We start from the raw sequence: 19,870 nt of genomic DNA, 5'->3' as shown, positions 1-19,870 counted from the left end.
GTCCGACCTGAGCGGCGTTATGGCGTCTCAGGCGCGTGGCGCCGGCCGCGCGGACGGCGCGTGGTATCCTGTCTGCGCGTGACCAATCACCTGGTCCCGGGCGCCCTGGTGGCGAGTCGCTATCGGGTCGATCGCCAGCTGGCCGAGGGAGGCATGGGGGTCATCTGGGCCGCCACCCACCTCGCGAGCGGCGAGCGTGTGGCGTTGAAGCTGTTGCGCCCCGGCGCGACGGAGGACGCCTCGATCCGCCGGCGCCTCCTCCGGGAAGCGCGCGCGGCGGCCGCGGTCGATCACCCGAACGTGCCGTCCATCCACCACGTGCTGGAGCTCGACGACGGGACCCCGTTCCTGGTCATGGATCTGCTCGAGGGGGAGTCGCTCCGCGACAAGCTCGTGCGAGAGGCGCAGATCCCCGTCCCCGAGCTGTCGCGCATCCTGCTGCCGGTCATCTCGGCGGTCGGCACCGCGCACGCCCTGGGCATCGTCCACCGCGATCTCAAGCCCGACAACATCTTCCTGCTCGCGCCCGACGTGGCCGCGGCGCAGGGCGCGCCCGGGCCCGACCCCCGCGCCGCCGAGGAGGGCCGCGGCGCCCGGCCGGTGCCCTGTGTCCCGGACGACCGGCGTGACGACGCGAGCGCCCGGGTCAGGGTGCTCGATTTCGGCATCGCCAAGCTCACCGCAGCGCACGGCGAGACCGGCTGGACCTCGGGGCGCACGAGCACCGGCGAGATGCTCGGGACTCCATATTACATGTCGCCCGAGCAGATCCTCGGCGAGCACGACGTCGATCACCGCGCCGACATCTGGTCGCTCGGCGTCATCCTCTACGAGTGCCTCACCTCGGTCCGGCCCACCGAGGCCGAGAACATGGGCAAGGTGCTGAAGCGGATCCTCACCGGGAGCATCCGGCCGATCGGGGAGATCGCGCCCGCGCTGCCCGCCGACGTCGCGGCGATGATCGATCGCATGCTCAGCCCGGACCGCGCGCAGCGCCCCGCGGATCTCCGCGAGGTCGGCGCGCTCCTCGCGCGCCACGCGGCCGCCGCGCTCCGCCCGTTCGGGCCCCCCGCGGCGCCGCGGGAGCCGGAGGGCGACGCGCACGCGCTCGAGGCCCGCATCGGCGACGCGCTCGAGGCCGGCGCCGCCGATCTGGACGGGGAGGCGTCGACCGCGACGCTGCGCGCGGGCAGCCTCCTGCCAGCGCCCCCGTCGAGCTCTCCGCTGTCCGCGCGCCGCGCCGGCGCGGTCGCCCTGGAGACGCCGCGAGGCGACGCGGCGCTCTTCGATCGCCGGCCGCCGGCGGCGTCCGGCGATGCCGCCGCGCCCGTGGACGAGGGAGCGGCCGCCTCGCCGGCGAGGGAGCGCGGCGCGAAGAGCGCGGGGCTCAAGCTCATCGCCGCCGGCGTGCTCCTCGCCGCCGGAGCAGGCCTGTCGCTGCTTCGCTGTTCGACCTCTCGGGGACAACAAGACGCGCCGCGCCTCCTCCTCGTCGCGCCGGCGACAAACGGGTCGAGCGACACAGACGCACCGCCGAGCAACGAGGTGCGCAAGCCAACTCCGGATCAACCGGAGATGCCTTGAGGGAAAAACCCGAAGCCCGAAGCCCGATGCCCGAAGATCGAGCCTAAGGCCCTCCCTGACCGCTGTCGTGACGCGCTGAGACGGTGTTCGGACAGGGTCGGATTCCTGTTGCGCCGGCTCCTGGACAGGGTGACGTTCTCTCACCTGCTCAGGAGAGAGGCATGCCTACCGAAGTCATCGTCCGGATCCGTTCCCCCCGCGGGATCGTCGACCTGCCTGGCACGGTGGATGCCTCAGGGCCGGCCGCGTCGTCCGCTTTCGAAGAGCGCAAGTCCACGCCGGGCATTCACCTGCTCGCAGCGGCGGTGAGCGACAGCGACTATGCCATCTCGCTGCAGGCGCCGGTGCCCGCCGAGAGCCTCGCGGCGCTCCGGGAGCGCGAGGGCAAGGCGGTGCTCATCGCGTTTGCCGGGCGCTCGCCGGTGCGCCGGCGGCTGCAGGCCCTGGTTGTCTCCACCGTCGAGGTCGTCCCGGATCCGGGCGTGGCGTCGCAGGCGGCCCCGATCGATCTGACCGCCGGGCGCGAGGGCGCCGCGCCGCTCTGGCTCCTGCCCGTCGGGGTGTTCAGCGCGAGCCCGACCCACGGCCCCGACGGGCCCGCCGCCCGGGACGCCCTCGTCACCGCCGCGCGGTGGATCTCCTCGAGGCGGACGAGCACCTTCACGCAGCTCTTCCCGCCGAGCGCGTTCCATCCGGAGGAGCCGGTGCGCAAGGAGCGGCTCTCGGCGGGCCGGGGCATGGCGCTCCTGGATCAGGCGCGCGCGGCGCTCGAGCTCGCGGCCGTGGGCGGCGAGGAGGCGAAGCGCGACCCGGTCGGGGCCGCGACCCTCCGCTCGGCGGCGGTGACCGTCCTGTCGCACCTCATCGCGACGTCGCTGGACGACCGCGGCTTCTCGTCGGTCGCCGAGCGCGCCGCCGAGCTGACTTTCGCGCTCATCGACAGGGAGGCGGGCGACGAGGCGGCCCGGCCGGCGCTGCGCGCCCACGCGATCCACCTGCTCCAGCTGCGCGCCCCGGCGCTCACGGCGGCCCAGCAGGAGCGCGCGCGGGGGCTCGTCCGCGGGCTGCTCCGCGAGGCGCCGCCCTACGACGAGCTCACGGGCCCGTGGAGCTTCGCCGTGTGCAGCGCCGCGGAGTTCCACGAGGGCGAGTGCCGCATCCTCGTGTCGACCTACGGCTTCAAGCCGATCGCGCTCCCGCCCGAGGCGCCCCCGTCGCCGAGCGGCTCGAACCCTTACCGCGCCTTCGAGGCCCCCTTCAAGACGCCCGCCGGCGAGCCCATCCGCGTCTTTGCCCGCACGGCCACGCCGCGCGACGAGAACCTCGAGATGGGGATGACGTTCTTCATCGGATTGCTCATCAACCGGCACGCCCAGCTCGGCGCCTTCGACCTCCGCGCGGCCGCGGTGAAGGTGCGACAGGAGGGCTACAAGCTGATGATGAACTCGCAATGCGCGGGGCTCACCACGCGCTTTGCCATCTCCCAGATGTTCCCCGACGCGGACATCTACTCTTCGTGGGACTCGACGTATTTCCGGGTCGGGTCGGACGGCGTGGTCAGCTCCTCCGAGGGGATCGATTGCTTCGTCGCCGCGCTGCGCGGGATGAGCGAGCGCGCGCCGCACACCGAGCTCGACGCGCGCATCCGGAAGGCGCAGTGGCGCCACCCCCAGGAGAAGGCCCCCGGGTTCTCGCAGTTCGTCGGGCCCTCGCACCCGCTCGTCGTCGCCCGCTACTCCGACGTGAACCGCGACGGGCGCGCCGATTACTACGACGGCTTCCTCGACTTCCAGCTCACCGAGATCGCCGAGGACATCGAGGGCTCGATGACGCCGCGCGACCCGGGGGTGAGCGCGTCGCAGATCAGCGGCGACGCCGCGGCGGGCCTCAACTGGGCGGCGGGCAGCCTCAATCGCGTCGCGCAGTACTCGGACATCTGGGCCGGGCTCGCGGGCCAGAGCGAGCTCTACTATGTCTTCCAGTCGGGGGGCTTCTACAGCCACCGCGAGCCGCCGCACGACGTGCCCACCGGCAAGGCCGCGCAGCAGGACCTCGGGCGGCTCCCGGCCGTCACCCGCTATCAGGAGACCCAGGGCGCGCTCGGCGGCCTCTCGGTCGAGGTCATGTTCCACAGCCACCTGAGCCACGCGGCCCAGGAGCTGAAGCGCCTGCTGTGCGCGGCCGACGCCATGCGCCGCGCCTTCGATCTCGGCCATCTCTCCGGCGGAGAGGCGCTGTCGACGCCGCGGGGCCAGCGCTGCGCCATGCTCCTCACGATGGCCGGTCTCCTGGAGTTCCCCGCGGACCAGAACTTCATCGACGGCCTGTGGTCGATGGCGCTCAAGGCGCTGCGGCTCCCGCAGGTCTCGCGCAGCGCGGTGCGCGCCTGCATCACCGACGAGGATCACGAGATGTCGAACTACTACGGATCGCGGCGCGGGCTGGGCCAGCTGCTGGCGGCCCTCGAGAAGGGCGATCCGGTCAGCTTCGAGCAGCTCGGCGCCGACGACCCGCTCGTGGGCCGGCTCACCGAGCTCGACCCCGGCGGCGCCTGACGAAGGCGCGTCCGTTGACACGATTGCCCCGATTCACCCGATTGACACGAGCGCGCGATGCTTGAGGCCGCCTGGCCATCGTCGTAGACTCGACGGAAATGAGGTTGTCGCAGGCCATCGCTCGGCTCGGGCTGAAGCCAGGGGACGATCCGGGGCTGCGCCAGCACAAGAGGATTCTCACGCTCACGGCCGCGCTCAAGGCGTGCGCGTGTCCCGTCTGGGTGATCGCCTATGCGGCGAGCGGGGATGTTCGCTCGGCGGCGATCCCGCTCGGCTACGTGATTTGCACTGTCCTGAGCCTCGTCCACTTCGCCCGGACCAAGGCGTTCTCCGGGTTCCGCTTCCGCCAGGCGCTGCTCATCTTCGCGCTGCCGTTTTTGATGCACGCGAGCCGGGGAGGGTTCGTCGCCTCGAGCGGCGTCGTCCTGTGGGCGCTCCTCGCGCCGCTGACGTTCTTGCTGTTTCACGGGTCGCGGGCGTCCATCCCCTGGTTCACCGCCTACGCGCTCCTCGTGGTGATCGCCGGCGCCGTCGATCCCTGGCTCTCGGCGCACGCGCCGGCGACGCCCCCGGCCCTCATCGCCTGCTTCTTCGCGATGAACATCCTCACGGTGTCGGCCATCGCCTACGCCGCGGTGCAGTACTTCGCGCGCCAGCTCGCGGAGGAGCAGGAGAAGCTCGCGGAGCTCGTCGCCTCCTCGGCGCAGGCGCTCGACGACGTGGCGACGTGGTCGTCCGCCGCGGCGACGCAGGTCGCGGAGGCCATCGGGGCGCTCGAGGTCGCGGTGTGGAAGGCCGAGGAGCAGCGGATGGTCAGCCTCACCGAGACGACCACCGAGGCCCCGTCGACCGAGTCGGTCCGCAGCGCCGCGCTCGCCAGGCAGTCGTTCCTGCGGTCGTCGGATGTCGTGGTCCCCGTCGTCGGCCTGTCGGGCGACATCCACGGCGCCCTGGTCGTCGTCGGGAGCCGCCTTGTGTGGAGCGACACGACCAAGCGGCTCGTCGACTCGTTCGCTCACCACCTCGGCAGCGCGCTCGAGCTGTCGCGCCTGCGCAAGGAGCTCGCCGGCGCGGCGGAGCGCCGGAGAGCGACCGTCGAGGACATGGTGGGCCGCGGGATCGACGTCCTGCACATGTGCCCGCGCTGCCACCGCTGCTACGACCAGAACACGCAGCAGTGCAGCAACGACGGCGCCCCGCTGAGCATGCCGCGGCCGTTCCCTTACCGCATCGCGGGGCGATATCGCCTGACCCGGGTCGTCGCGGAGGGCGGTATGGGCCGGGTGTTCCAGGCCCAGGACGAGCGGCTCGGGCGCAAGGTCGCCGTCAAGGCCATCCGGACAGAGCTCTTCCACAACGACGACGTGCGCGCGCGCTTCGAGCGCGAGGCGCGCCTCGTCGCGCGCATCCAGCACCCGTCGGTCGTCGAGGTGTACGACTCGGGCGAGATCGAGGACGGCTCGCTCTATATCGTGATGGAGTGGCTGGACGGCTGCAATCTGGCGCACGCCATGCAGCACAACGGGCCCGGGACGCCGCCCCAGGTCGCGCTGCTGCTGCGCGAGGGGGCGTCGGCGCTCGGGGCCGCGCACGCGGCGGGGCTCGTGCATCGCGACGTGAAGCCGGAGAACATCCACCTGGTCCCGTCGACGTCCCCGGGCGGCTTCCGCGTCAAGATCCTCGATTTCGGCATCGCCAAGGAGATGTCGGCCGACGCCGGCGTGACGTCCGTGGGCCTGTTCCTGGGGACGCCGCTGTACATGGCCCCCGAGCAGGCGAGCGGCAAGCCGGTGGACGCGCGCTGCGATATCTACTCCTTCGCGGCGGTCGCCTATCAGGCGCTCACCGGGCGGCGCGTCGTGGCCGGAGACGAGCACGCCACCGTCCTGTCGAGCCTCTCGCGCGCTGTCCCGCCGCCTGTCTCGTCGCTCCTCCCGGAGACGCCGCCGGCGGTCGACGGCGCGTTCACCACGGCGCTCGCCCTGTCGCCCGACGAGCGCCCGGGCAACATCGAGGCGTGGGTGAGCTCGTTCGTCGACCAGCTCGACGGGCTGCCCCGGCGGTGCCGGGGCTGGCGCGTCTCGGGCGCCACGCACGATCTGGACGACTTCAGCCTCGTCGAGACGGTCCGGATCAACGAGCCCGCGGCGAAGCTCGCGTCGGAGACGCCGCGCGCGCCGTGAGCGCGCTGTGGCCGCGCCCGAGCGCGCGGGAAGGCGCTGTGACAGCCCGTTGCCCCGCGGCGCGGGAGGTGGGGCCTTGCAAAGAGGGCGGTGGAGGGGCTATGCCCGGAACGGGACCTCCATGCTGTGCCCTCGTTGCCACCGGCGGTACGCGGAAAACCACCGCTTCTGCCCGCATGACGGGGAGAAGCTGGTCCAGAGCCTCGACATCCGGCGGATCCGGTCGAGGCCCACCGAGCACGTGGGCACCGTCGTCGCCGAGCGGTACCGGGTGCGGGGCCTGGTCGGCAGCGGCGCCATGGCGCAGGTGTTCCTGGCGGAGGACACGCAGAGCGGCGCGCCCGTCGCGCTGAAGCTGCTGGAGCCGAGGCTCCGCCGCGTGCCCAAGCTGAAGGCGCGGTTCCTCCTCGAGGCCAAGGCCGCGGCCACCGTCGAGCACCCGAACATCGTCGCGGTCCTCGACGTCGGTCTTCATGAAGAGTCGCCGTACCTCGTGATGGAGTTCCTCTTCGGAGAGTCGCTGAGCTCGCTGCTCGTGCGCGAGAAGCGGCTGTCTCCGGAGGCCGGCGTCCCCATCCTCCTGCAGGCCGCCGCCGGGCTCGGCGCGGCCCACCGCGCCGGGATCGTCCACCGCGACGTGAAGCCTGCCAACGTGTTCCTCGTGGGCGAGAAGGGGGACGCCTGGACGGCCAAGGTCGTCGACTTCGGGTTTGCCAAGCTGTACGAGCACTCGGGGCTCACCCAGGCCGGGGTGACGGTCGGCACCCTGGAGTACATGGCGCCGGAACAGACCATCAGCGATCCGCCCGACGCGCGCACGGACGTCTACGGCTTCGGCATGCTCATGTACCGGATGTCCTCCGGCCGGCTCCCCTTCAGCGTCACGCGGAGCTCGTCCCCGGCGCTGGCGCCGGCGCCGGCCATGGAAGATGCCCTGGTGCTGGCCCATCAGCTCACGACGCCGCCCCCGCCGCCCAACCTGGGCGGGGGCCCGGCGGCGAGCGCGCTCGAGGCGGTGATCATGAAATGTCTGCGCAAGCGGCCGGAGAACCGGTATCCCTCGATGGAGGCGCTCTGCGAGGATCTCGGCCGGCTCGGCCGGCCGGGCGCGCTGGCGGCGAGCGCGCCGATCGCCTCGCCCGACGTGTACGCCCCGCAGACGCCCTATGGAGAGCACGCGGCGCGGTTCCTGTACAAGCAGCTCGGCAAGGTGTTCGGCGCAGCGCCGTAAGCCGCGACATGCCCCGAGCGCGCCGCATCGCCCGACGCCGCGCCCCCGCGCTGGCCGCCTGCGCCGCCGTCCTCGGCTGGCCGCTCGCGCGCGGCTGGCCGCTCGCGCACGCGGCGCCCGAAGGGCCGCGTCAGGCCGCCGCGACCGCCGCCGCCACCGAGCCCGGCATCCGCCTCACGCTGCCCTGGCTCCTCGTCCAGGTCGTGCCGAGCCCCGCGCTGTGGATCGGACCGGGCGAGGCGCACCTCGGGATCCGCTGGCAGGTGACGCCGCTGCTCTACTCGTTCGGGATGAACCGCAAGCTCTCGCCGTGGCGCGCGTTCGTCGTGGAGCCGCTCACGCGCCACGCCGGCTCGATCGAGCTCTTCGGCTCTCCCGAGTACATCGCCCGTCCGGGCGCGTTCGGCGAGCGCTGGATGCTCCGCGGCGGTGTCCGCGCCTATTTTCCGCTCCTCCACCGGGGAGACTATATGTCCTGCTCGCTCGGCGGCTCGGCGGTCTATGCGCGCGAGCGGCTGGGCGCCTCGTACGAGGCGGGGGTCTATACCCTCTTCGGCGCCCTGGGCGTCCAGGTGACCCACACGCCGACAGCCGCCTTGCGATCGACCACGTTCACGCTCAGCATCCGATATTTCTGACGCCGCGCATGGCCCCGCGCCCCTCCTCGCTGCCTGCTCGACTGCTCGCCGCGGCGCTCCTCGCGCTCGCGGGCCTGTCGTGCGGCGTGCCCGCGCGCATCCTCGAGAGCAACGTGGCGAGGCTGTTCGCGACCCCGCGGCCCGTGCCGGGCAAGGTGCGCGCGCCTTACCGGCCCGAGGCGCGGCTCGCGGTCCTCTGGGTCGGGCACGCGACCGTGCTCATGCAGATCGACGACAAGCTCATCCTGACGGACCCCGTCTTCACGGACACCGTGGGGCTCATCGTGAAGCGGCTCGTCGAGCCGGGGCTCGATCCGGAGGACCTGCCGCCCATCGACGCCGTCCTCATCTCGCACATGCACTTCGACCACCTCTCGCTCGGCTCGCTGTCCCTGATCGAGCCGAAGGTCCGGACGCTGCTCGTGCCCCGGGCCGGGCTCGTCTACGTGCCCAATTACCGCTTCGATTCGGTCGAGGTCCCGACCTGGACGACGTGGCGGCAGGGCGATCTGAAGATCACGGCGGTCCCGGTGCGGCACTCCGGTTATCGCTACGGGCTGGACCGGGACTGGATGACGGAGAGCTTCACGGGCTATGTCGTCGAGTACCACGGGATCACGGTCTACTTCGGCGGCGATACCGCCTATGATCGCGATCTCTTCGTGAAGACGCGCGCGCGATTCCCCGCGATCGATCTGGCCCTCATCCCGATCGCGCCGGTCGGGCCGCGCGATTTCATGGAGACAAAGCATGTCGATCCGGCGGAGGCGGTCCAGGCCTACCTCGACCTCGGGGCGCGGCGGATGATGGCCATCCATTTCGACACCTTCATCAACAGCACCGACACGTTCGGCCAGGCGCCGCGCGAGCTCCGGCGCGTCATGGCGGCGCGCGGGCTCGGGCCGGATCGGGTGGTCCTGCCCAGGCACGGCGAGCAGCGGATCCTGATCGCGAGGGATCAGCCCGGCGGCGCGCCGTAGAGCTCGCGCAGCGCCGCCGCGTACTCCTCGGGCGTGTTGACGTTGCGCAGCGATCGCAGGTCCGGGTCGGCGGCGCCGAGCCCCGGATCCTCGAGCAGCAGCTCCGGCCCCGCGACCAGCGTGCGCGCCCGCTCGAACAGGGTGGTCAGCCGCAGCTGGCCCTCGGCGAGCAAGGCCGCCGCCTCGCCGCGCACCGAGCAGGCGTACACAGCGCAGAGCGGGTGATGGCGGCCGTCCGCCCGCGGCACGGCGATGGCTGGGCCGCCCGCCTGGAGCTCCGCGAGGCGCCGCACGAGCGCGGGGTGCAGGAAGGGGGCGTCGGTCGAGGTGACGAGCGCCCGCTCGGCCAGCGGCGCGACCGCCTCGAGCCCGACCGCGATGCCCTGCATCGGTCCGCGGCCCTCCACCGGATCGCGCACGAGCAGCGCCCCGTCCGGCAGCGGCGGCAGCTCCTGCCCCGGCGCCGCGACCACCGCGATCGGCCACGCCGCCTCGCCGAGGCGCCGCACGACCCGCTGGAGGAGCGCCTCGCCCCCGAACGGCAGCCACGCCTTCGGACGCCCCATCCGGCGGCTCTGCCCGCCGCACAGCACCACGCCGGCGAGCCCTGCGACACGGCCCGCCCGCTCGCCATCTCCCCCGGGCGCTGTCACGATCTGCTCCTGTGTCATGGAACCACCCAGCCCGGAGCATGGACGCGCGCCCCGGCGCTGGCCACTGCCGCCGGCTCGCCATCGCCGCCGGAGGCCCTGTGCCACGACACAACAGACATGTCGTGCCACAGATCGAGGTGCGTGCTATGGGGCACCTCGCCTGTTCAGGCGATCCCTCCGAACCTACAGAGTAATGAAGCCATGAGCCAGACCAGGGGCCCCGTATCCGAGTTCATTCTACACCACTATCGGCACTTCAACGCCGCCGCGCTGGTCGACGCCGCGGCCGGATACGAGCGCCACCTCGCGGAGGGGGGCAAGATGCTCGTGTCGCTCGCCGGCGCGATGAGCACCGCTGAGCTGGGAGTCTCCCTCGCCGAGATGATCCGCAAGGGGAAGGTGGACATCATCTCGTGCACCGGCGCCAACCTCGAGGAGGACATCATGAACCTCGTGGCGCACAAGCATTACAAACGAATCCCCAACTGGCGCGACCTCACGCCGGCGCAGGAGTGGGAGCTCCTCGAGGGCGGCCTCAACCGCGTCACCGATACCTGCATCCCCGAGGAAGAGGCTTTCCGCAAGATCCAGCACAGGGTGGTCGAGATCTGGAAGGACGCCGACGCTCGGGGCGAGCGCTACCTCCCCCACGAGTTCATGTACAAGCTGCTCCAGAGCGGCGTGATGGCGGGCGACTACGAGATCGATCCCAAGGACTCCTGGATGATCGCGGCCGCCGAGCGCAACCTCCCGATCGTGGTGCCCGGCTGGGAGGACTCGACGATGGGCAACATCTTCGCCAGCTACGTCGTGAAGGGAGAGCTCAAGGCGACGACGATGAAGAGCGGCATCGAGTACATGACCTCGCTCGCCGCCTGGTACCGCGCGAACTCCGCCGGCAAGGGCGTCGGCTTCTTCCAGATCGGCGGCGGCATCGCGGGCGACTTCCCCATTTGCGTCGTGCCCATGATGTACCAGGACCTCGGCTGGAAGGACGTCCCCTTCTGGTCCTACTTCTGCCAGATCAGCGACTCGACGACCTCCTACGGCTCGTACAGCGGCGCCGTTCCCAACGAGAAGATCACCTGGGGGAAGCTCGGCATCGACACCCCCAAACACATCATCGAGAGCGACGCCACCATCGTGGCGCCGCTCATCTTCGCCTACGTGCTCGGGTTGTAGCGCGACGCGAACCCATGCATACGGCGATCACGGGGCCAGCATCCTGCGCCCTCGTCACCGATCGCGCCCCGGTGCGCCGGTCGCACCGGAGCGCGTGAAACACGCGCATTGCAGGGAGTGATAGTCCTCGATGGTACAGCAGAAAGTCTTCATCACAGGCGGATCCGGCTTCCTGGGGATCAACCTCGTACGCCACCTGCTCGATCGCGGGTATGGCGTCGTGTCGTTCGACGTCCTTCCCTTCGATTATCCGGAGAAGGACCGGGTGGTCGCCGTCCAGGGGGACATCCGCGACCGCGGAGCGGTGGAAGCGGCGATGACGGGCACCGACCTCGTCGTCCATACGGCCGCGGCCCTGCCGCTCTACACGCCCGCCGAGATCTACACGACGGACGTGGAGGGGACCCGCACGGTCATGGATGCGGCCCTCCGGCTCGGGGTCAAGCGCGCGGTCCACATCTCCTCGACGGCGGTCTATGGCATCCCCGATCATCACCCCCTCGCGGAGACCGACCGCCTCGAGGGCGTGGGGCCGTACGGGCAGGCGAAGATCCAGGCGGAGATGGTGTGCCTGGAGTACCGCGCCCGGGGGCTCGTGACCTCGATCCTTCGACCCAAATCGTTCATCGGCCCGGAGCGGCTCGGCGTCTTCGCGCTGCTCTATGACTGGGCGCTCGACGGGCACGGCTTCCCGATGATCGGCAGCGGCGACAACCGCTATCAGCTCCTCGACGTCGAGGACCTCTGCGAGGCGATCTACCTCTGCCTGACGCTCGACGCGTCCGTGGTGAACGACACGTTCAACATCGGCGCGAAGGAGTTCTCCACGATGAAGGAGGACTACCAGGCCGTGCTCGATCGAGCAGGCTTCGGGAAGCGGATCGTCCCGCTGCCCGCGGCGCCTGCCATCCTGACGCTCCGGGCGCTGGAGGCGCTCAGGGTGTCGCCGCTGTACAAGTGGGTTTACGAGACGGCCTCGAAGGACTCGTTCGTGTCGATCGACAAGGCGGAGGAGAAGCTCGGCTTCACGCCGAAGCACTCCAACAAGGACGCGTTGGTCCGGAACCTCGAGTGGTACAGCAGCCACCGCGAGAGCTTCGCGTCCCAGTCGGGGATCACCCACCGCGTCCCCTGGAAGCAGGGCGCGCTCGGGCTCGCGAAGAAGCTCTTCTAGCTCCTGCTCCTATAGAGCGGCTCTCCCGGCCGCGCCGCGCCCCGCGAGCGGCCGCGCCCCTCGGTCATTGCGAGGGCGTCCGACCGCGCGCGGCCGCGCTCGAGAGCGCGACCTCGCCGAGCACGCCGTGGTTCGCCGCGCCGAACAGGTTCTCGGGATCGACGGCCTGCTTCACCTGCCGCATGAAGGCGCGCGCGCCGTCCGAGTAGACGTCCTTCACGAAGTCCTGTCGAATCTTGCCGATGCCGTGGTGGTGGGACAGCGACCCTCCGGCGGAGAGGATCTCTTCTCGCGCGGCGTGCTCCATCTCCGCGTAATGGCGCACAGGGTCGTCGACGCCCTTGGCATAGAAGCCGAGATAGAAGTAGATGCAGACCCCCGTCGGGTAGACCTGGGTGATCCGCCCGGTGAAGAACGGCTTGCCCGGCAAGCGCCGCTGCTCGTGCTCGCGCAGGACACGCCGGTGCACCCGGTCATAGAGCTCGAGGGCGCGGCTCCACGGGACGCTCGTCTCGAAGCTCTCCGCGATCGCCCAGTGCTCGAAGGTGAGATCGCGGATGTACGCGATGCCGAAGGTGAGCTGATAGCCTCGCTCGCCGTTCTCCGCGCCCGCCTTCATCCCGCCGTGCTGCGCTGCGATGCGGTAGAGCGTCCTCTCCTGGAAATCGACCTCCTCCTCCGTCCCCTCGAACACGACGGTGGCGACGGCGAGCTGGCTCGGATCGAAGCCCTTGATCCGGGTCACAAGCAGCTTCTCCGCCTGGCTCTTCGCCCGCGCGAGCAGCCCGGACTTCTTCGGCTTGAGCGCCTGGCCGAACTGGAACTGCGTATTATCCATCACGCGCACGCTCGCAGGCAGGGCGCCGGCGCCCTGGAGATCGTAGAGGAACGCGAGCCCGCGCGCGAGATCGGGGAAGATGACGCTGCCATAGCGCTGGACCTCGGGCACGGGGAACAGCTTGACGACGGCGCTGGTGACGATTCCATAGTTGCCCTCGCTGCCGAACATGCAGTTCTTCGGGTTGGCGCCGACGCTCTCGCGCGGGGCCACCTGCGGGCGCTCGACGACGCCGTGCGCGGTCACGACCTGCATGTCGAGGACGAGGTCCTCGATGTTGCCGTAACGGTTCTTCTTCATGCCGCTCGCGTTCGTCGCGATCCATCCCCCGAGGGTCGAGAACTCGAGGCTGTCGGGCTCGTGCCCCATGGTGAGCCCGTGCTTGGCGAGCTCCTCGACGATGTGCCGCCCGGTCGCGCCCGCCTCGATGCAGGCCATGCGGTTCACGGGATCGAGCCAGAGGATCCTGTTCATGCGCCGCATGTCGACCGCGATCACGGTCCGCGCCTCGTGGATCGACAGGCGCAAGGCGTCCGTGACGTTGGTGCCGCCGCCGAACGGGACGAGGCACGCGCCATGGTGCTTGGCGATCTCGGTGATGCGCACCACGTCGTCGTGCGAGGCGGGAAACACGACGAGATCCGGGACGCGCTCGAGACGCTCGTAGCGGATCGCCCAGATCTCGGCGCCGGTGTGCCCGTGGCCGCGCCGCAGGCGCACGAGCGGATCCTGCGAGATCTGATCGGCCTCCAAGGAGCCGCGCAGCGCGTCCAGCAGCTCGCTCGCCACCTTGGCGTCGGCGACCGGAGGAGGGTAATGAGGCTCGTTGCGGTTCTCGTAGGAGAGCGGCGCGCCGAGCGTGGCCGACATCCAGGGGAGCAGCGACGGCAGCTCGACATTGCTGATGCTGTAACGGGTGCCGGTGAGCACGACGCTGCCGCTCGGCTTGACGACGAATCGGGTATCGGCAAAGCCCCAGCCGTCCTTGCGCTCCTCGTCCGTGGGGCGCCCGGCGGGGCTCGGTACGATACGGGTGCTCTGCGGGGTCGCGCCGCGCGAAGGAAGCAACGTCGAGCCGGGGGAAGTAGGGCGTCTTCGATTCATCATGGATGATAAGACCTGTAGTGCAACACGCGCGCGAGCGCGCGCCGATTTCTGAGTAGACGGCGCTGGAGCGGACCAAGCCTTCATCGCGAGAGCGCGGCAGGGGATGGCCGCCGCGGCCCCTCTTCGCCCGCTCGGCGCGCGGCGAAGGTAGCACGATTCATGGAACACGTGCTACCGAATGTAGTTCATCTTGCGCCTGGCGACGCATCCTCGATGCGGCCGATGCCACGTGGGCAAGCTGCGCGCGACAGCGGCAGGCGGCGCTCGGGTGCAGCGGTCACGTCGCTGAATGCTCGAACAGGCCTCCTCGATCGGGATTCTTGGGCGCGGCCGTGCACCCGTGGATAATGCACGCCGAGAAGCCGATCGAGATGCGCCCTACCCCTTTCTTCCTCGCGATGTGCGCCGCGGCCGCGCAGATCGGCTGCGAGAGGCCCGCGAACGTGGGCGCCGGGCTCGCCCCACCCCCCGCCGTCGCGCCGGCCGCGCCCCGCGACCCCTCCGCGGCGCCCCGCGACACGCCCGCCGCCGCCGCATCGCCCGCCGCGCCGGCCGCGCCGGCCGCGCCGGCCGCGCCGGCCGCGCCGGCCGCGCCGGCCGACGCGATCACGCTCCTCGCGGGCGGCGACGTCTGCCTCGGCAAGGCGCTCGGCCAGGAGCTGCTCCGCAATCCGGCGCACGATCCGTTCGCCCCGGTCGCGGCGCTGCTCGCCTCCGCCGACGTGCGCTTCGTCAACCTCGAGAACCAGCTCAGCGACCAGGGCGGGGAGACCCAGCACCGGCTCCAGCCGCTCGTGTTCACGGGCCCGCCGGCCGGCGCGGACGTGCTCGCGCGCGCCGGCATCAGCGTTGTGTCGCTCGCGAACAACCACATGTGGGACTACGGCAAGAGCGCGTTCCTCGAGACGCTCGGCCACCTGGAGCGCGTGGGCGTCGCCTACGTGGGCGCCGGCCGGACGCGGCTCCAGGCGTACGCGCCGGCCATCATCGAGCGCCGCGGCTTCCGCGTGGCGCTGCTCGCCGTGACCGGCATCTGGAACCAGGGCTCGCTCTGGCAGCACCCGGGGCGGGAGTTCGTGGCGGCCGCGGAGCGGGACGGGCTCGCCGCCGCGGTGCGCGCCGCGCGCAAGCAGCCCGGCGTGGACGCGGTCGTCGTGAGCTACCACGGCGGCACCGAGTACCTGGACACCCCGCTGCCCCAGGCGCGCGCGCTCGCCGGCGCCGCCATCGACGCGGGCGCCGACGCCTTCGTCGGCCATCACCCGCACGTGCTCCAGGGCATCGAGCTCCGCCGCGGCCGGCCCATCTTCTACAGCCTCGGCAACTTCATCATGAAGGTGAAGAGGACCGGCCCCGCGCCCGAGCTCGCGATGCTCGCGCGCCTGCGCCTGCGGCGGGGGGCGCCGCCCCTCGCCGAGATCTGCCCGGTGCGCAGCGAGGGCCTCGGGACCGTCCCGCTCGCGGCCGACCCGCGGCGCGCCGAGACCGAGGCGGCGTTCGCCGAGCGGATGCGCCGCGTCTCGGCGTTCGTCAAGGGCGAGCCGGTGATCGGCCCCTTCGCCGCCGACGGCTGCGCGCCGCTCGAGCCCGCCGCGGAGGCGGCCCCCGCCTCGCCGCCGAGGGTCGCCGGCCCGATCCGCTGAGCGACGTACTGGCCTTCCTTGGCGCGTGCGTTGCCGCTCGGAGCGAGGCGGCGCACGCGCACGGGCCCCTCACGCAATGAGCTTCAGCACCACGTTGCCCGTCTTCTGTCCGGACGCGACGTAGGCATAGGCCTCCTGGACCGCATCCAGGGTAACGGTACGGTCGATGATGGGCCGGAAATGGCGCTCGGTAACGAGCCGGTGCATGACCTCGAGAAACGCCTTCCGATCGATGGGTATCGGGAACACGACCCGCTTTCCGCCGAGAGCGGGCGTGAGGACTGCCAGGAATGGATTCTGCCAGCCAGGCCCGGGCTCCGAGGAAACGTACACGCCCTTCGGCGTCAACAAGCGCTTGCAGGCGCCGAACGTGCTCGTTCCGACCGTGTCGAACACGTAGTCATAGACCTGGTCGTCGCGGGTAAAGTCTGCTTGCTCATAGTTGATGACCCTGTCGGCCCCCAGCGACCTCAAGAGCTCCAGGTTCTTTGTGTTCCCCACCGCCGTCACGGCGGCGCCCAGGTGCACGGACATCTGCAGCAGCGCCGATCCGATCGCCCCGGTAGCCCCGTTGATCAGCACGCGCCGGTCCTTCTTGAGGCCCGCTCGTTGGATGATGCTGTAAGCATACCAGGCGCCCTCGATGCAGGCTGCAGCCTCTTCGAAGCTCAGGCCGGTGGGCATGCGCGCGACCGAGGCATCCCCGGAAATGACGAGGTACTCCGCGTGAGACCCAGCCCCGAGATCGTTGATTCCCCAGACATCGTCGCCGACCGCAAAGCTGCGTACTCGCGCGCCGATCGCCTCCACCCGCCCCGCGAAGTCGGTGCCGAGCGTCTCGGTCCTGGGCCTGCGAAGACCGGTCGCGAACCGCATGATGAACGGGGTGGCCGAGAGCAACGCGCAGTCGGTGCGGCTCACCGTAGCTGCGTGGACGCGAACCAATATTTCGTCATCGGCCGGCGTGGGCACCGCCACGTCTTCGATCCGGATGACTGCCGGTGTTCCATACCGTTCCCGACGGGCGGCTCTCATGGTTCAGTGATACCGGAGATAGCTGAGCATGTCCATGTTGCTCATCGTGGGCAGACAGACCGCCCGCGGTTGTGCTCCCGGCCCGCCGGCGCCCACCCGAGACACCACTCGACGTCCTCGACCGCCGCCTCGGCCTGTCTGCGCACGAACGGGTCGCGGTCCCGCAGCCCGGCTTCGATACCGGTTGAACCCACGGGTGCGAGAGCACGGATCTCGTCGCGACGTACGGCATCGACGGCCTTGCTGAGCAGCTGCGCTTCATGGGAGCGGCCGAGGACATGCGCTGCTCCCGGATTTCGCTTCTCGACGACAGACAGGGATGCCCTCCACATGTCGCCGGCGATGAACCGAATCGATTGTGTACGAGCCTCGCCGAGCGAGCCAAAGAATGCATTGAACGTCTGTCTCGTCCGGTCACGGCCGGTCCAGAGGAGCCGGCGGCGCCCCTTGTCAAGCGACAGTAACTGATTGTCGCTGATCAGCGTCGGCCCGCCGCGCGCTCACCTGGCGCATCCGACGAATCGACCATCGCAGGCGAAGACAGGAGCACTTAGCTACATGGTCGCCGTCGGACCTTCCCCGCGCACCATGCGTGACCTCCTGATTCAAGGTGTTGCTGCTGCGGCGTTTCAGATGCGGCTCAAGTGCATTGCGCGTTGGATCGCGGCGGAGCGCGCTGAATTTTCATCTGTCACCCTAGCTGTGTATGGTACACGTGGCAGTCGCGAATCCGCAGGGGAGCGACGTGCGACGTCGGCCTTCCGCACAGGGGTCTGCGGACAGGGAGAAAACCATGTTGATGGGTGGTAAATCTCGGCGCCGAGCGCACGCGCCGGGCAGTTCTTCACCCCGATCGGCATCTACAACGTCGATCACGGCAGCCCGGTGCTCATCACCGTCGACAACCCCTATTTCATCATAGCGAGCCTCTTTCCCACGCGACAGACCGGCGTCATGGCCTACGGCAGCATGTTCGCGGGCCCGTGGGAGCTCGGATATGACGCCTACGTGAGCAACGGGAGAGCACCGTTCGCCTTCGACGACAACCGCGGCTTCGGCGGCCGCCTGCACGCCAGCTACGAGGACCCCGGCAAGCTGACGCTGAAGCTAGGGGCCTCGTTCCTGGGGAATCCCCTCAAATAATGCCGAAAATCTCGCGGAAGACGGCGTGCTCCCGGACGATGCGATCGAAGGCCGTCATGAGAGGCCGAAGCCAGTCCTCGCGCAGGGTGGGAATGCAGTCGTACCAGTAGAGCCCCTGGCGGTAGAGCGAATGTGTGCGGCGCTTGACGGTGTTGACCTTCAGATACCGATCGAGGCCGGCCTCCTCGCTCGCAGCGCCGAGCAGCGTCAAGAGTGCATGGGCGATGGCCGCGAGCAGCAGCAGGCGATCGCGCCGGTCGGCGTTGTGGATGTGCGTGGCGGAGAGGCCCATCCCGAAGTGGTTGTCCTTGATGTCTCGAAACGTCTCCTCGATCGTGAACCTCTTGCCGTAGAGCTTGACGATATCGCCCGCCTTGCGGCCCGAAAGCGTTGTGGCCAAACACCACGGCTCCTTCATCTTCGGCGCGTGGACAAGGACGACGGCCGGGACCTTCGCGCGGTCGGCGGTGACGCGCACCTCGCGCAGCATCGTGGCGCGGCGGCTCGTCGGCACCCACGCGCTGGCGGACCTCGCTTCCCCGGCCGCGTTCTCGACGACGATACCCCCGCGGAAGCGGATTACGAAGTCCCAGCCCATGAACTCCAAAAAGTCGTAGAGCTTGCGATCGCCGAAGCCCCGGTCGGCGAGCAGAATGACCTCGACCGTCTCGTCGATGGCCCCGTGGAGCCACTCGATGAGCTCGTATTCGTGGTCCTTCTGAGTGCCTTTCAACGCGGACTTCTTCACCGTCTTCCATGCCAGCGGCGTGGCACGACCATGCCGCGTCACAAGGTAGGCGCAGAGCGTCGTGTGATCGTCCTTCTCGAAGTCCGTCCAGTCCAACGCGATAACGATCTCTTTGCGGACCCCGATCACGAACTCTACCCACGACTTCAGGGAATGGAACACGTCGATGCCGGTATTGCTCAGCAGCCGGTCGACCTGCTTGACCCCTGAGGAATCCCCTCATTTTGTGGCCACTTCCAGCGAGAAATTGAACATGAAGGCGAGAAGGCGGGAAGATTTCTCAGAGACTTTACTTCCCGTCTTCCCGTCTTCATGTGAATTCCCCGAAAAATTTGAGGGGATTCCTCAGATCGAGAACGGTACGAACGACGATGGACACCCATGGGAGAGAAGAGCGATGACGACGCACATCACCGGGACACGTGTCTGGCTGACGGAGAGCGGCGTCACGGGCTTCCTCGCGCGCGGCGAGAAGGACGTCTATCGCATCAGCAAGTCGACCACCGGGGCGAGGGCGGTCTCCGTCAGGGCGCTGCCGGGAGGCGGGAACACCCTGCTTCCCGTGCTCTGCGTGGGGCCCTACGTCGATCCCAGCGGCCCGCCCGTCGAGGACGAGCCCGGTATGGCGCCCACGTGGACCGCCTCCGTGCCGGCGCGTTGCGCGGATCGGGCGACGACCTATCCCCTCCCCGAGGGAGAGTCGTACGTGCTCGTCTTCCACGACGACGGTCAGCCGGATGACGCCACCCCCGACCCGAACGACAGGATCAAGCTCGGAGACTCGGTCCAGTACGTCCTGGAGCTTCAGTACTGAGCCTGCCGGGAGACCTCCCGCCATGGCGGAGAGCCGTGGCGGAAGGCGCCCCTCCGAGCCGACGAACTCGACCGGGCGCGCTGCGGCTGCGGCGGCGTGGTCGAATGGTGTGAGGAGGCGCGGTAGGTCTATCGCTCACCCATCGCACTGCGCCGAGGTCCCTCCACGCTCGCGAGCATGCTCACCTCTCGCGCCAGAAACCGCGATCCACGGACAGCCATCGCGAACGCCGGGCACGGATACCGGTTACGTGCCCTGCATCGCATCTGCGTCACGAAGAGCCCCCGTTTCTTTTCAGATGAAGTGAATTGTTCTCACGTCTGTTGACAGCCCGATCCTCGGTGTCGTACCTCAGACGATCA

At 69.9% G+C, this 19,870-nt stretch carries 15 protein-coding genes and 1 pseudogene; 11 read left to right on the top strand and 5 right to left on the bottom strand.

The genetic code is table 11. From position 1 onward, the window contains the following. Positions 1–78: 78 nt before the first annotated feature. From WMF28_RS44735 to WMF28_RS44710, 6 genes are all read left to right on the top strand, one after another. A complete protein-coding gene (locus tag WMF28_RS44735; RefSeq protein WP_437599896.1) occupies positions 79–1,584 on the top strand; it encodes a serine/threonine-protein kinase in 1,506 nt (501 codons plus the stop codon). A gap of 161 nt (positions 1,585–1,745) precedes the next feature. Beyond that, positions 1,746–4,139: a hypothetical protein gene (locus WMF28_RS44730; protein ID WP_437599895.1), complete on the top strand. Its 2,394-nt coding sequence runs from the start codon at positions 1,746–1,748 to the stop codon at positions 4,137–4,139. A 98-nt stretch (positions 4,140–4,237) separates the two neighbouring features. Beyond that, positions 4,238–6,322 carry a serine/threonine-protein kinase gene (locus WMF28_RS44725; protein ID WP_437599894.1) on the top strand — a complete coding sequence of 695 codons (2,085 nt, stop codon included), beginning with the start codon at positions 4,238–4,240 and terminating at the stop codon, positions 6,320–6,322. Between the two features lie 121 nt (positions 6,323–6,443). Further along, complete coding sequence (locus tag WMF28_RS44720; protein WP_437599893.1) at positions 6,444–7,553, top strand: serine/threonine-protein kinase; 1,110 nt, start codon at positions 6,444–6,446, stop codon at positions 7,551–7,553. A gap of 8 nt (positions 7,554–7,561) precedes the next feature. After that, complete coding sequence (locus WMF28_RS44715) at positions 7,562–8,191, top strand: hypothetical protein (RefSeq protein ID WP_437599892.1); 630 nt, start codon at positions 7,562–7,564, stop codon at positions 8,189–8,191. An 8-nt stretch (positions 8,192–8,199) separates the two neighbouring features. Next, positions 8,200–9,171 carry an MBL fold metallo-hydrolase gene (locus WMF28_RS44710; protein WP_437599891.1) on the top strand — a complete coding sequence of 324 codons (972 nt, stop codon included), beginning with the start codon at positions 8,200–8,202 and terminating at the stop codon, positions 9,169–9,171. Here the strand turns inward: WMF28_RS44710 and mobA are convergent. Continuing rightward, on the bottom strand, positions 9,150–9,842 hold the full coding sequence (mobA, locus tag WMF28_RS44705; RefSeq protein WP_437599889.1) for a molybdenum cofactor guanylyltransferase: 693 nt from the start codon (positions 9,840–9,842) through the stop codon (positions 9,150–9,152). The genes WMF28_RS44710 and mobA overlap by 22 nt on opposite strands. A 183-nt stretch (positions 9,843–10,025) precedes the next feature. On the opposite strand from mobA, the gene WMF28_RS44700 reads away from it, so the two are divergent. Then, positions 10,026–11,006 carry a deoxyhypusine synthase family protein gene (locus WMF28_RS44700; RefSeq protein ID WP_437599888.1) on the top strand — a complete coding sequence of 327 codons (981 nt, stop codon included), beginning with the start codon at positions 10,026–10,028 and terminating at the stop codon, positions 11,004–11,006. 130 nt (positions 11,007–11,136) lie between these two features. Next, positions 11,137–12,180, top strand: a complete 1,044-nt coding sequence (locus tag WMF28_RS44695; RefSeq protein WP_437599887.1) for an NAD-dependent epimerase/dehydratase family protein — start codon at positions 11,137–11,139, stop codon at positions 12,178–12,180. Positions 12,181–12,244: 64 nt separating this feature from the next. On the opposite strand, the gene WMF28_RS44690 is transcribed toward WMF28_RS44695, so the two are convergent. Next, entirely contained in the window at positions 12,245–14,125 is a 1,881-nt protein-coding gene (locus WMF28_RS44690) for an FAD-binding oxidoreductase (RefSeq protein WP_437599886.1), read from the bottom strand. 371 nt (positions 14,126–14,496) lie between these two features. On the opposite strand from WMF28_RS44690, the gene WMF28_RS44685 reads away from it, so the two are divergent. Then, positions 14,497–15,768, top strand: a complete 1,272-nt coding sequence (locus WMF28_RS44685; RefSeq protein ID WP_437599885.1) for a CapA family protein — start codon at positions 14,497–14,499, stop codon at positions 15,766–15,768. A gap of 69 nt (positions 15,769–15,837) precedes the next feature. On the opposite strand, the gene WMF28_RS44680 is transcribed toward WMF28_RS44685, so the two are convergent. Together WMF28_RS44680 and WMF28_RS44675 are read right to left on the bottom strand one after the other, a co-directional pair. Next, positions 15,838–16,803 (bottom strand): NAD(P)-dependent alcohol dehydrogenase, encoded by a 966-nt coding sequence (locus WMF28_RS44680; protein WP_437599884.1) that lies wholly within the window; start codon positions 16,801–16,803, stop codon positions 15,838–15,840. Between the two features lie 41 nt (positions 16,804–16,844). After that, positions 16,845–17,264, bottom strand: a complete 420-nt coding sequence (locus tag WMF28_RS44675) for a transposase (protein WP_437604381.1) — start codon at positions 17,262–17,264, stop codon at positions 16,845–16,847. Between the two features lie 424 nt (positions 17,265–17,688). Between WMF28_RS44675 and WMF28_RS44670 the strand changes: the two genes are divergently transcribed. After that, on the top strand, positions 17,689–17,946 hold the full coding sequence (locus tag WMF28_RS44670) for a hypothetical protein (RefSeq protein WP_437599883.1): 258 nt from the start codon (positions 17,689–17,691) through the stop codon (positions 17,944–17,946). Here WMF28_RS44670 and WMF28_RS44665 read toward each other — a convergent pair. Further along, positions 17,939–18,892 (bottom strand): annotated as a pseudogene (locus WMF28_RS44665) (IS4 family transposase); the annotation flags it as partial. The gene WMF28_RS44670 and the pseudogene WMF28_RS44665 overlap by 8 nt on opposite strands. A 199-nt stretch (positions 18,893–19,091) precedes the next feature. Here WMF28_RS44665 and WMF28_RS44660 point away from each other — a divergent pair. Next, positions 19,092–19,508: a hypothetical protein gene (locus WMF28_RS44660; protein WP_437599882.1), complete on the top strand. Its 417-nt coding sequence runs from the start codon at positions 19,092–19,094 to the stop codon at positions 19,506–19,508. Positions 19,509–19,870 lie beyond the last annotated feature (362 nt).

The sequence above is a fragment of the Sorangium sp. So ce590 genome (assembly GCF_051521365.1).
Lineage (GTDB): Bacteria > Myxococcota_A > Polyangia > Polyangiales > Polyangiaceae > Sorangium.
This window is presented reverse-complemented; position numbering and strand designations above follow the sequence as displayed.